The 14,352-nt window shown below is 33.7% G+C and carries 9 protein-coding genes; 5 read left to right on the top strand and 4 right to left on the bottom strand.

Annotation, left to right across the window (positions count from 1 at the left end):
- Positions 1-56: 56 nt before the first annotated feature.
- Positions 57-1,229 (bottom strand): glycosyltransferase, encoded by a 1,173-nt coding sequence (locus ACKI32_RS09975; RefSeq protein WP_407415993.1) that lies wholly within the window; start codon positions 1,227-1,229, stop codon positions 57-59.
- A 1-nt stretch (position 1,230) separates the two neighbouring features.
- Positions 1,231-2,805: a glycosyltransferase family 39 protein gene (locus ACKI32_RS09970; protein ID WP_407415991.1), complete on the bottom strand. Its 1,575-nt coding sequence runs from the start codon at positions 2,803-2,805 to the stop codon at positions 1,231-1,233.
- 94 nt (positions 2,806-2,899) lie between these two features.
- Between ACKI32_RS09970 and ACKI32_RS09965 the strand changes: the two genes are divergently transcribed.
- A complete protein-coding gene (locus ACKI32_RS09965) occupies positions 2,900-4,594 on the top strand; it encodes a glycosyltransferase family 39 protein (RefSeq protein ID WP_407415989.1) in 1,695 nt (564 codons plus the stop codon).
- On the opposite strand, the gene ACKI32_RS09960 is transcribed toward ACKI32_RS09965, so the two are convergent.
- A complete protein-coding gene (locus ACKI32_RS09960) occupies positions 4,586-5,428 on the bottom strand; it encodes a UbiA family prenyltransferase (RefSeq protein WP_407415987.1) in 843 nt (280 codons plus the stop codon). The two genes, ACKI32_RS09965 and ACKI32_RS09960, sit on opposite strands and share 9 nt — an antisense overlap.
- Positions 5,425-6,681: a glycosyltransferase gene (locus ACKI32_RS09955; RefSeq protein ID WP_407415985.1), complete on the bottom strand. Its 1,257-nt coding sequence runs from the start codon at positions 6,679-6,681 to the stop codon at positions 5,425-5,427. The genes ACKI32_RS09960 and ACKI32_RS09955 overlap by 4 nt, the downstream gene beginning before the upstream one ends.
- Before the next feature lie 106 nt (positions 6,682-6,787).
- Here ACKI32_RS09955 and ACKI32_RS09950 point away from each other — a divergent pair, with 106 nt between their 5' ends.
- The 4 genes from ACKI32_RS09950 to ACKI32_RS09935 all read left to right on the top strand — a co-directional run bounded on the left by ACKI32_RS09950 (position 6,788) and on the right by ACKI32_RS09935 (position 14,292).
- Positions 6,788-7,882: an inositol-3-phosphate synthase gene (locus ACKI32_RS09950; RefSeq protein WP_407415983.1), complete on the top strand. Its 1,095-nt coding sequence runs from the start codon at positions 6,788-6,790 to the stop codon at positions 7,880-7,882.
- 213 nt (positions 7,883-8,095) lie between these two features.
- A complete protein-coding gene (gene oadA / locus ACKI32_RS09945) occupies positions 8,096-9,808 on the top strand; it encodes a sodium-extruding oxaloacetate decarboxylase subunit alpha (protein WP_407415981.1) in 1,713 nt (570 codons plus the stop codon).
- 60 nt (positions 9,809-9,868) lie between these two features.
- A complete protein-coding gene (locus ACKI32_RS09940; protein WP_407415979.1) occupies positions 9,869-10,870 on the top strand; it encodes an NADH-dependent flavin oxidoreductase in 1,002 nt (333 codons plus the stop codon).
- 302 nt (positions 10,871-11,172) lie between these two features.
- The gene (locus ACKI32_RS09935; protein WP_407415977.1) at positions 11,173-14,292 is read left to right on the top strand and encodes a C1 family peptidase; all 3,120 of its coding nucleotides are present in this window, start codon (positions 11,173-11,175) and stop codon (positions 14,290-14,292) included.
- Positions 14,293-14,352: the final 60 nt, after the last annotated feature.

The raw sequence follows: 14,352 nt of genomic DNA, 5'->3' as shown, positions 1-14,352 counted from the left end.
CTCTTAAAATTGCTTTTATGATACTATTTATTTAATTTTTTTTGTTATATATGTTTCTAATATTTGGTGATACATTTTTCATAAATGCTTTCAATCTGTTTTGAAACTTTGTTCCAATCATATTTGCTTTCAATCAATTTTCGTCCAGTCTGCCCAAACGTTTCACATAATTCATCGTCATTTAAAAGAGTTTCAATACAATTGGCCAATTCTATTTCGTCAAATTCACATACAAGGCCCACAGTGTCCTTTACCCATGTGTGGATATGGTTGTTTTTTGTCAGGATTAGAGGTTTTGAACATGCCATTGCTTCAAGACCGCTTGTTGTAAATGATTCGTATCTTGAAGGCATAATAAATATGTTGCAATCAACCAGTGATTCAATCTTATCGCGACCTGTTAAAACGCCTGGAAATATAACCTTATCTTTTAAGTTGAAATTATTAATTAAAATTTCAAGTTCATTTTTAAAGCCGTAATCACCACCAACAATGACCAGTTTGGCATTGTCATTTCTGGTTCTGTTAAAACTCTTAATCAACAAATCAAGACCTTTTATCTCATGTATTCTTCCTAAAAACAGGATTATTTTTTCATTTTCACCAATATTGTATTTTGATTTGAATGATCCTTTTGCAGGCAGGTTATCATATTCGTCTAGATTTATCCCTAAGGGAACAATTTCAATTTTGTCCTCTGAAACTCCCATTTTTAGGTATTGCTCTTTTTCAACTTCGGTTAGGGCAAAAACTCGTGATGCATTATGCAATATGTCAAATCCCCACATCTTGTCAAAAATTTCTTTAAGTTGTTCTTTCTGGAAGAATGGAAGCACAGATCCGTGAGCCTGTAAAACATAGGGAACATCATATTTTTTGGCATATCTGTGTGTTGCAATGGCCAATGAGTGTCTGTGTTCATGAATGTGAATAATATCAAAATTCCTGATGGTTCTTTTAAGGTAATTGATTAGACTGACTGGAGTATCGATTGTTGCCTTATTCTTAAATGTATTTGACAGATTTTTAAAATAAAATACTTTAATGCCATCAACATCAACATCGTAATTTTTTTCAAATCGTAATCTTTCATCACAGCTGTCTGTAGTGTAGACTGTAACGTCATGTCCATTTTCAACTTGCTTTTTTGCAATTTGGTAAGATGCATTAACCACTCCCCCATGCGAAAAGCAAGGAGCAAACGAAGGTACAACATGTAAAATTTTCATTTTAAACACTCTTTTCATATAAATATAAATTCTCAATATTTTTTATTTCTTTAAAGTTAGTTAAGTTATCCTGAGGAATATTCGAGATGTAATATGTAATGTTTGCCTCTTCGATTTTTGTCTGGTTATTACTCTCGATTCCAGTTACATTTTTGCCCAAATACCAATGATACAGTCTCATATTGTAAACGCCAATTGTCTGATTGGAATAATCCGGAACTTCACTTTTTATATAATCTGACATGTCTTCAATGGCTTTATAGTCCTGGGTATCCTCAAATGCAAAACAGAATGTAAATCCTTGAATTAAAAATAATATTATTAGGGCAATCGGAATAATGTTTCTGTTGATATTAGTTTTTTCATTTATCAGTTCTATGCCGGATAATATCAGATAAACTAATGGAGGAATTGCCGGGATTATGTATCTGTTGACTTTTATATTGTAGTAACTGAAGAAAATGAGGTATGCGAGTATCCAACCCAGCATTACAATTCCTGTCTTATTTTCACTATTTCTTCCAACTAAAAACAGTCCGATGAATGTCAAAATGATTGTTATGAATGAGCTGATATGGTTAAATGTTACAAGAGAAATTATAAATATTGCAATTGGAAGTAAATTCTCTTTCAGTTTAAAATCATTTCTTTCAATGAACAATATGGATCCGATAGCCAATATGGCTATAATTATAAATGAATTTATTGTCGGATTTTCCAGGACGGGTGTTTTTGTTGCAAGGCTTACGCTTGAGGATGAAATGAAGTTTATAAAGTTGGTCAGGTAATAAAATGTATCTGTATTGTATGCTTGGTCGATGGTGGATCCCTTGTCTCCGCTCACTCCACCGGATATTTGGCTGTTCACTCCAATATTGCCAAAACTCATATGGTCGATTTTAATGTAGATAATTGCCAGAATTGCAATTCCCAGAATAATGCCGATTAAGATATATTTCAAATCTTTTTTATCAACTGTAAAGCCTTTGTAGTATATGTAATATAATGCAAGAACAGGAAGAATTAAAATTACTGTGTATCTGGTGAAAATTCCAATAACCAACATCGGAACCAATAATACATAATACTTTGGATTTTTATTTATTGCAACAATGCTCAACAGCACAATTAGGATTGTGATGCTGACTGCAGGAATGTCCAATGTTCCGTTTGCAAGCCAGGTTAGGTTGATTGCAAATGTTGAATAAAGAATGACTCCGCATAAACTCAATATTTCGTCAAATCTTGTCTTTAACAGCAAATACAATCCGATGTTTCCCACAATTGCAAAGATTCCCGTAACGATGAATATTGCAATTTTATCATTCAAGCCCAATCTGAATAAAAGAGATGTTAAATAGCAGATTATCGGAGATAAATAGATTGTGTTTGCCGAATTTATATTTGTTCCATTAAAATAAACTGCATTTAAAAGATATACATAAACATCAGAACAGTATATTCCTAGATTTGCATTGAACAATATATAATAACCAGTCAAAACTAAACTGATTATCAGAGTTATAATTAGGAAGTATACATCCTTTTTATTTAAATTAAAATCTTTTAAAAACATACTATTAATCTATTTGTAGTTTCAATAATAATACTTTTTTTCAAAAATTTTAAATTATATTGTCTAACAATATGTATAATCAAGGGGGATTCGTTTGTTTGATTTGGATAAGAAACTTGAAAATAAATTAACATTGCTGATGGTGGTTGTGTTTGCATTTACAATAACTGCTGCAATAATTTATCAAAACTCAACACATGTTATTTTAGGCCATTCGCATAGGGACGTATTTTTTTATCTAATTGAATCCTTGAGAATGTCAGGTGTTAATATTGCGGGTTATGCTCATGTTAATTATCTGCCTCCATTCATTCCCTTTTTGACTTCGATATTATTTGGAATGGGTTTTGTCTCTGAGGCAAGCATCTTTTTTACTTCCGGAATTTTCTTTTTCATAGGAATCCTTGGAATGTTCTACCTGCTGAGATTAAGATTCAATAATTTTTATGCATTTTTTGGAGCTTTTTTATATGGAACCTTGCTTATTAACGTTAGATGGGTAGCTAATGGTACTTTGGACATTGCATTTGTCGCGTTAATGATATGGGCTCTGTATTTCTTTATTCAGGGAATGGAAAAAAATCAGAAATATTTCTATATTGCATTTCCTCTTGCAGTTTTAAGCTTCTTTACCAAGTATACTGGTGCCATTATTTTTGGAGTCATGATCTTATACTTTATGAGTAGGACAAATATTGCTAATAACATTAGAAAATACTTTAAAAACATTTTTGGTGGAATCATTGCAGGTTTGATAACTTCAATACCTTTCTTTGCCTATTTTGTTTTAAATCATATTCCATTTGGTTTTCTAAATCAGGCCTCTGAAGTTTCTGCTGAAAGGTCCATGACTGCAACTCACGGCGGAAAGCTAATGGGAAATGACCTGTTTTTCTATATTAAAGGTTTACTTTATAATATCTCCTCAACCAATTATATTGTTGGAATCATAATACTGGCCGTCACAGTCATTGGAATAATTTTAATAATATACATGTTTTCAAATACCTTCAGAAACTCATATTTGAAAATTAAGGATACTCAATCAAGTATTCATAAGCTCCAAGTTCCTGCAAAGTTAATGTATGTTTTCTTAATAGTTTCTTTTGTAATGATCATTGTTTCATTTTTTACAGCTAGTCTGTTTTCATTTGTCTATTCGGAACTCTTGTTGTTTGCAGGAATGTATCTGTTGGCTTATTCCTTAACAAAAATTATCATAAACTTTGATGAAGTTGATAATGTCTGGTTAAGCACTTATCCTTATCTTGCCATTAATATTGCAATGGCAGGATTCTTTTTGGCTTATCTGATATTTTTTACTGCTCATTTAATCAAGGCAGATAGATATTTCACATCAATGGCTCCCGGATTCATATTTCTGGTTGTACTTTCTGTTGAGATATTGTTGAATAGAATTAATGGCATTAAATTTAAGGGATTCAATCTGAAATATTTAATTCCGATTTTCATGATGTTTCTGATGCTGGCTGCTAGCGTAGGCTATGTGGCAAGCATTCACGATGACTCCATTGCTTTAAATGAAAAAGCTGCCGGCGAGTGGCTTGGTGATAAGGATGGGATAATACTTTCTGACAGGGGTCCGATTTACACCTGGCAGTTACAAAAAGAAGTTCAATATCCGCGCAATGCTGGAAATGATACATTATTGAATCAGGAACTGCTGGACAAGAATGCGACATATTATGCTTCGCTTAATAATGTGAATTTGACTGATTATTCATTAGTCAAAGAGTTTGGAAGCGTAAAAATATATCAACTAAAATGATCCAACTGCAAAAGCAACAAATGCGATTAACATACCTATTTTTAAATATTTGGATGCTTTTGCCGCTGTTTTTTCATCCTGGGATTTGATAATTATAAATGCACAATATAAGAATAACAACACTGCAATGGCTATTATAACCAAATATAAAATTCCAAAGATATTATAGAAGTATAATAAAGGACATAATGCACTGTCGGTGATGATTAATACGGTTGCAATTAATGCAGGAACTTTTGTACCAATCATTATAGGCAATGTCCTAGCGCCGTCCGCCTTGTCTCCCTCGATATCTTCTATGTCTTTGATTATTTCACGGGCGGTTGTCATTACGAATGCAAAAAATCCCAGAAATATTGAAGTCGTTATGATTTGAGGATTGTTTATGCAGAATCCTCCGAAAACAAATCCGAAACCTGTCATGAAACCGACTGCCAGATTTCCAATCAATGGAGTTGTCTTTAGTTTATATGCATATAAGTAAAGAATAACATCTGCGATTAGAACAATTCCAAAAGGAATCCAGTTATTTGTCATATAACTAATTAAAAATCCGCATATTGTCCCGGCCAGAAATAGGAAATATCCGTAATTTCTGCCGTTTTTAAGGGAAATTCTACCTGATGGAATCGGCCTTTCGGGTTTGTTTATCAAATCGATATTGTAATCAAAATAATCGTTTATAACGTTTCCTGCAGCTGTTTCAAAAAACACGGTAATCATTGCAAGCACAACAGGAATACTTATGGTTTTATCGATAAGGGCAACTAAAATGATTGATATTGCTCCCATCAAAGCGTTTCCAGGTCTTAAAATTTCAATATAGGGATTCATTGTATTTCCTCAAGAAGTTGTGAGAATTTCTTTGCAGTATTTTCCATTGAGTATTCGTCTGCAAACTCATTTCCACAATATTTTAATTCGTTATTATTATATTTGATGTAATAATCATAAATAGCTTTTTTACAATCTTCAACATTTGAGATGTGATAACCGATTTCAGTTTTTCCGATTAAATCTTTAAGTGAGCCTTCCTTATATCCTATTGACAATATAGGCTTTTGTGAAGCCATATATTCATAAACTTTTCCAGGAATAAACATTTTTTCTGATTCGTTCATCCAGGAGATTAATAATAGTACGTCTGAGTTCATTTGGTTTTGCAGGACTTCTTCATGAGTGATTTTGCCGTGTATATTTACAATTGGTGAAATATTGTACTTTTTGGATAATTCCACTAAATTGGTAGTGTCACCATAAAAATCGAGGGTAATTTTATTTGAATCAATTTTATCTTCATCAACCAATTGGCGTATTGCATCGAATAATATGGAAGGGTCTCTTTTTCCAGCGTAAAGCGAACCGGCATACATCAATGTCAGCTTTTCACTTTTATGGGTCTGCTGGATATCTTTGAAGTCTTCCGGATCATAGCCTGAAACAACTGATTCTATTCTTTTTTGAGGATGCAGGCTTTGCAGGGTTTTGCGGGCTAGCGGAGTTGTTGTGGTTAGGATGTCCACGTTCCTAAATGTTTCAATCTCCAATCTTTTTTCAAAGTAATTTCTGATGAAAGTATGGTTGACATAAGGATTCAGATTCCATAAATCTCTTAAATCAGCAATCCATGGGAGATTATATTTCTCTTTTAAATCATGAGCTATTGTATGGCAGGTTATTGGAAAAGATGATGAAATTATTCCGGAGATTTCTTCATTTTCTATAATCTCGCAACATTTTTCAAATGCAGGTTCATACCAGTATTTCATACCATCCGGATATGCAAAAACTTCTCCTGCAAGAGATATTGCTTTGGAAATTAAGGGATTAGGTTGTGAATTGGAAGGAGCTTCGTTACTTGTTTCACCGCTCTTGGAAGATGGTAAAAACTTTGAAATCATGTCTTCATATTCGGTTTCGATAACTGTAATATTATCTATTGAAACAGTTTTATTTGAAGTTTTTGGAACGATTACAATCGGTTCAAAGCCATATTCTGGCAAATATTTAGCAACACCTTGCAATCTTTTTGATGCTATTTCATTTGAATGGTTAAAATAAAATGCAATAAATAATATTTTTTTCATATTCAAAACCTAAACAATAATTATATAAAGTATATTAGATAACATAATATTAATAATTTAATTTATTTAAAGTATTATTTATTATAATTATTTAGCTGGTGTTATATTGAATAAAATTAAAATAGCGATTGTAGGATTGGGAAATTGTGCAAGTTCTTTAATCCAAGGAATTCATTATTATGATGGTAAAAATCCAGAAGATGCGATAGGACTTATGCACTGGGATATTGGAGGTTATGCTCCTAGTGATATTGAAGTCGTTGCAGCTTTTGATGTTGATGCAAGAAAAGTTGGAAAAACTATTGATGAAGCAATATTTGCAAAACCTAACTGCACTACAGTTTTCCAGAAAGACATTCCTAAATATGATGTAAAAGTAAGTATGGGGCATGTTTTGGATGGTGTTGCAGAACACATGTCCAAGTATGATGATGAATACACTTTTGTTGTAAGTGATGCAGAGCCTGTTGATGTTGTAAATGTCTTAAAGGAAAGTGGAGCCGAAATTTTAGTTAATTACTTACCTGTGGGTTCTGAAGAAGCTGCAAGATATTATGCACAATGCGCTCTTGATGCTGAAATTGCATATGTTAACTGTATGCCGGTATTCATTGTAAGTGATGATGAATGGGATGCTAAATTCAAGGCTAAAGGAATTCCTATTGTTGGAGATGACATCAAAGCTCAAATTGGTGCCACTATTACACACAGAACACTAGCTAGTTTATTCATGGATAGGGGTGTAAAATTAGACAGAACCTATCAAATCAATACTGGTGGTAACACCGACTTTTTAAATATGCTTAATCGTGAAAGATTAGACTCTAAAAAAGAATCCAAAACTGAAGCAGTTCAATCAGTTTTAGATGAAAGGATGGATGACAGAGATATTCACATTGGACCAAGTGATTATGTCCCATGGCAAAATGATAATAAATTATGTTTCCTTAGAATGGAAGGTCGCACTTTTGGGGATGTTCCAATGAACATTGAACTAAGACTTAGTGTGGAAGACTCCCCAAACTCTGCTGGATGCGTAATTGACGCTGTGAGATGTTGTAAAATCGGTTTAGAAAGAGGTATTGGTGGACAATTAACATCTATTTCATCATATACTATGAAACATCCTCCAATCCAATTTGATGATGATGTGGCATATGAAAATGTTGAAAAATTCATTTCCGGAGAATTGGAAAGATAATTTTTCAATTATTTTTAACATTTTATGATAAATTTAAATAGATAGTTTTTCATATCTATTTCTCATTTTTATTTTTTTGTTTTTTCATTAACTTTTTTCATTTTTTTTTAACAATTTGTTTAATTCTTAATAATTTATATAATAATAAGAATATATATTATAGTTGAATACTTTATGATTATTGTTTAAATAAAAATGAAAGAGGTGTAATAAATGGCAAAAGTAAGATTTACAGAAACAGCACTTCGTGATGCTCACCAATCTCTACTTGCAACTAGGATGAGAACTAGGGATATGATTCCTATTGCTGAAGAAATGGATAAAGTCGGTTATTTTTCAGTAGAAGCTTGGGGTGGAGCTACTTTTGATACTTGTATTAGATACTTAAACGAAGATCCTTGGGAAAGATTAAGACAATTGAAATCTGAATTTAACAAAACTCCAATTCAAATGCTTTTAAGGGGACAAAATCTCGTGGGGTATAAACATTATCCTGATGATATTGTAACTAAATTTGTAGAAAAATCATATGAAAATGGTGTGGACATTTTCAGAGTATTTGATGCTTTAAACGATATTAGGAATATGGAAAAAGCTATTAAAGTTGCTAAAGATCAAGGAGCTCATGTACAAGGAACAATTAGTTACACAATCAGTCCAGTTCATACTTTAGATGATTTTGTTGAACTTGCTAAAAACTTAGAGGCGCTTGACTGTGATTCAGTAGCAATTAAGGACATGGCTGGTTTGATAACTCCTACAGCAGCTTATGAATTAGTATCAAAATTAAAAGAAGAAACAGATTTGCTTGTAGATTTACACTGTCATTGTACTAGTGGTATGACTCCTATAAGTTACTATGCTGCTTGTCAGGCAGGTGTGGATATTTTAGATACAGCTATTTCACCTCTTGCATGGGGTACAAGCCAACCACCTACAGAAAGTATGGTTGCAGCCCTACAAGGAACAGAATTTGATACTGGTCTTGATTTAAAATTATTAACTCATATTAAAAAATACTTTGAGGATATTAAAGAAAAATACTTAGGTATTCTTGATCCAATCTCTGAAAGTATTGATGCTGATGTATTGTTATACCAAATCCCTGGTGGCATGCTTTCAAATCTTATTTCCCAACTCAAAGAACAAAATGCACTTGATAGATACAATGATGTTCTTGAAGAAATGCCAAGAGTTAGAAAAGACATGGGATATCCGCCTCTTGTTACACCAACAAGTCAAATTGTTGGTATTCAATCTGTAATGAATGTTTTAGGTGGGGAAAGATATAAAACTGTATCTAACGAAGTCAAAGAATACATGAAAGGAATGTATGGTAAACCACCAGCTCCAGTTGATGAAAAAATTTCTAAAAAAATCATTGGAGATGATGAAGTAATTACCTGCAGACCTGCAGATTTACTTGAACCGGAATTTGATAAATTCAAATCTGAAGGAACAAATAAAGGATTTGTTAAATCTGATGAAGATGCTTTAACTTATGCGTTATATCCTCCAATTGCTCCAAAATTCCTTAAAGGTGAAGCTGAAGAGGAAGAACTCAAACCACCTCAATCACTTAATGAAGATGAAGCTATTGGAATTCCAACACAATATAATGTTGAAGTTGACGGAGATGTATTTGAAGTTAAAATCATGCCTACTGGATTTATGGAAATTGAAGAAACAGAAAGCGGTAATTTCCAACCCGTTGAAGGAGCAGTTTCCTCTCCAATGCAAGGTATGGTAATTAAGGTCAATGTCAATGTTGGAGATAAAGTAACACAAGGCTCTACAATTGCTGTAATAGAAGCAATGAAAATGGAAAATGACATTCAATCTGAAGTTGATGGTGTCGTTGAAGAAATTTTTGTAGAGCAAGGTGATGCAGTAAGTATCGGTGATACTTTAATGGTAATCAAATAGATTACCTTTAATTTTCTTTTTTTATACATTTTTTTTGTTATAATTATTGGCTGTGATAATATGAAAGATATTTTTGATGAATGCCAATTTGGTGATTTAAAACTCAATAGTCGTATTGTTAGAACTGGAACTTGGGAAACTGAAACAGAAGAAGGAGGATTTCTAACACCTGCAATCTATGATAGATATGAAAAGATTGCAAGTAGTGGAACTGGTTTAATTGTTTCTGAAATATTTGCACTAGACCACAAAGATAGATTTTTTGAATATTCCACTAATATGAATTATAGGGGTTTTATTAAGGATTATAAGTTAGTCACTGATATCGTTCACAATTATGATGTTCCTATTTTGGGCCAATTAGCATTCTTTTACTATGATGATGGGGATAATCAAAAAGTCGAAGCTAATGAAATCCAATTAGAAGGAATTAGAAAATTACAAGCCGAAGTTATTATGGCTGCTAAAAAATTCTCTTTTGCAGGTTTTGATGGAATTCAAATCAACATGGGAAACAATTTTTATCTTTCAAGATTTATGAACCCGTATTTCAATCAAAGAGATGATAAATATGGTGGAAATACTGAAAATCGTGTAAGGATTTCATCTGAAATTATAAAAGTTATTAAAAGCACAATGGATATGCATGTAAGTTGCAGAATAAACCCATGGGATGTTCGAAAAGGGGGTGTTACTGCTGATGAAAGTATAGCTATTGCAAAAGAGTTGGAAAAAGCAGGTGCAGACAGTATACAATTGACTGCAAGAACAATTTCCTATTTATATTATGGTGCGGACAAACATCCATTTTTAGTTTATGTTGATGATTTAATAGATGCGATAGACATTCCTGTGATTTTAGGTGGGAACTCTAGAGATATGAAATCTATGAATGATATTTTAAATAATAGTGATGTGGAGTTCATGTCAATGTCTAAACCATTTGTAGCACAAGCTGACTTTTTGGCCGATTGGAAAGCAAATGGTGATGGAGTATCAATTTGCCAAAGTTGTAATAATTGTTACAGTAAAAAGAAAAGTACTTGTTTTAAACATGGGTAGGTACCGACCAATAAACGCAATGGGTATTGGCTTTTTTATCTTATTTTTTTGGCTTGTCATTAATAATGTCCTTTAAGTAAATATATGATTGAAATATGTTCCAATTCATTATGGTTTAACTAAATAGTTAGTTATATAAATATCTGTTTATAATCTCCATTCATTAAAATCCATAATATATATAAATATTTATTGATAAACTTTTAGTCATCTTTTAAATGTTTTGAACAAAATAGAATCATTTTTAGTATTGTTTGAATAATATAGAACATTTTTGGCATACAATTTTTAGGAGTTCAAGGATGAAATACAAAAAAAGCATGGTTATTTTAATAATCCTGACTGTTTTTCTGTTTGGTATTGCCAGTGCATGCGCTAGTGACATGAATGATGCCGAAATTGCTGGTGAGGACAGCATGCCAATCGAATCAATACTGGGCAATAACTTAAATACTGATGAAAACAATGAAATATTGACAGATAATCCAAAAACGTTCACACAATTGGGCAACGACATCAATGAATCACAGGCCACGTTCGAAGTGAAATGTGACTACACTTTCAGCAATGAAAGCGACAGCGGTCCGGTTCTCATCGATAAAAGCGACTTCACGATAAACGGAAACAATCATGTTCTCGACGGCAACATGCAATCTGGAATATTCAACATTACAGGAACCAATGTGACAATAAACAATCTTGTATTTATCAACGGCAATGCCTCCAAAGGAGGAGCAATATATGCTGCAGGACAGATTACCTTGAACAACGTGACTTTCATCAACAATAATGCCAGTCGTGGCGGGGCAATCGCATGTTATAATATGAAATTAAATTGCAGCAATTCCCGCTTTATTGACAATTATGCTGATGAAAGAGGACAATCCATATATTCGGATAATTCCACATTAAATGTCTGCAACACATTTGTCACTTCAAGCATATCAAATAAATATGGCCAAATTTTTGCTTTAAACTCCAAAGTCCAGATAGATACTTCAGAATTCATAAACATATCCTCCGATTATGCCCCTGCACTATATTTTGAAAATTCCGAATCTTCAATCACAAGTTCCAGTTTTGTTAATCTCACTGCAGATAAGTCTGCAGGAGCAATTGCCATAAGGTGGTCCGGCAACTCCTATATCAGAGGATGTGAATTCATAAACACCAAATCATTTAAGAATGCAGGTGCCATGCTTGTGGATTATGGAATGGAATCCTGTAATGCAACCATAATTGATTGCGTGTTTTACAATGCTTCATCCATGATTGGCGGTGCATATATTCAATTGGGAGGAAATCTGGTCTTGAGAAGTTCCAACTTCACAGACAATAAAGCTCTTGTTGGGGGAGCAGTTTATGTCTCATTTACCAACAGCACAATCGATGATTGCATCTTTGATTCAAACGGGTTTACTGAAGACAATTCTGGAAGTTATGGGGGTGCAATAGTTTGTGATGTGAGCAATATGACATTGGTGGGTTCCAAATTCATCAATAACTCTGCATATATGGGAAATGCAGTTTATGCCTGTGAATCATGGTATAATATCACCAAATGTCTTTTTGCAAACAATACAAATGCGATTTTCACTGATTTTGACAAGAATGGGTGCAATCTCAACAGCAATGAGTATAATAATGAGAGCATAATCACCAATCAGTCATTCTATGCTCCACTATCTTTTACATATCCTGCATTGAATCTGACATTAATCAACAATTCAATCAATGTTACCACTCTTCCGTCACGGTTTGATTTACGTGATTGGGGATGGGTTTCACCGGTTAAAAATCAGGGTAGGATGGGTGCCTGCTGGACATTTGCATTTGGAGAAGCATTGCAATCTGCTCTTTTAAAAGCAACAGGCATCAGGTATGACATCTCCGAAAATTATATTCAAAATCTCCAAATAAGATACTCAGATTTTGGATTTTCAATGGCAGATGAAGGGGGTAACGATTATATGGCTTTGGCCAATGTAGTCAGCTGGCTGAGTGTTGGTGAAAAGGAAGAGGAATATGATGAGATTGGAAAATTATCCGTTTTTGTTGACAGTACCAATAAGATACGCCTTCAGGACGTTTGCTTCATAATTCCGAATACAACTGATTATGTAGATGACGTTAAAAAGGCTATTTTAAATTATGGGGCAGTTTCAATTGCTTATGCCAGCAGTTTTGGCGAACCATATTTCAATGAGAATACTTCTGCGCACTATACCAATGAATCACTTATGCCCGGCCATGGCGTTGCCGTTATCGGATGGGATGACAATTATTCTGCCGATAACTTTTTGATTACTCCGCCGGGTGACGGCGCATGGATTGTCAAAAACAGCTGGGGAACCGACTGGGGAGATAAAGGATATTTCTACTTATCCTACTATGAAAAGTCATTATTTGCACGGGATCCTGATACGAATGAATCTATTCCTCTTGTAGCATGCGTTTTCACCAATGACATTGATTATCATGCCAATTACCAGACTGATTTGAGTGGTTTATATGGTTTTGATGGCAATTACACCCAATATTCCAATGAATTTACTGCAGAATATGATGATTTGATTGCAGGGGTTGGAACATACTTCAACCAGGCAGGCAGCGATTATTCCTTTGATATTTACGTGAACAGTAAGCTAGTTTACTCCCAAAACAGCAAAAGTGAGTTTGCAGGATACCGGACAATTGTCTTAAGCAGTTATATTCCGGTTAAAAAAGGAGACAGGTTTAAAGTTGTCTTTAAAAGCAATTCCCTTCCTTATGAGGTCCACTCAAGAAATCATTATATTCATGGAATGTCATTTGTAAGTGCCAACGGCAGCACATGGAGTGATATCACTCTAGAAAATAAGACAGTTTGCCTTAAAGTTTACACTGTGGCCGATGACACAAAAATCATCAACAACAAGGACATTTCAGTCGATTATGATGGCAGCAAATACTTCACAGTTAAAGTCGTGACTTCCGATGGTCGTGCTGTTGTTGCAGCTCAGGTAACATTCAAAATCAACGGCAAGACAACTACAGTTCCAACTGACAGTGGCGGTGTGGCCAAAATCAGGATAACTGATGTTCCTAAAAAGTACACAATGACAACCAGTTTCAACGGCAAGACCTATAAGAATGCGGTTACCGTAAAGCAGGTGCTCACAGCTTCCAAAGTAACCGTCAAAAAGACTGCCAAGAAGTTCACATTAAAGGCTAGGCTTAAAATCAACGGAAAGCTCGTCAAAGGCAAAACCGTTACATTCAAGCTCAACGGCAAAACTTACAGGGTAAAGACCGATGCTAAGGGAATTGCCCAGAAGACTCTGAAGAAAAATGTCATCAAAAATCTCAAAAAAGGCAAAACCTACACTGTCAAAGTGACTTACCTTAAAGATACAATAAAAACAACAGTTAAAGTAAAATAGTGCTCATGCACTATTTTAATTATTTTTTTCTTTTTAAAGGTATTTTTTTAGATTAATCAA

This window comes from Methanobrevibacter sp., from assembly GCF_045611865.1.
GTDB lineage: Archaea > Methanobacteriota > Methanobacteria > Methanobacteriales > Methanobacteriaceae > Methanocatella.
The sequence above is the reverse complement of the archived record's forward strand: the minus strand, read 5'-3'. Positions and strand labels throughout refer to the sequence as shown.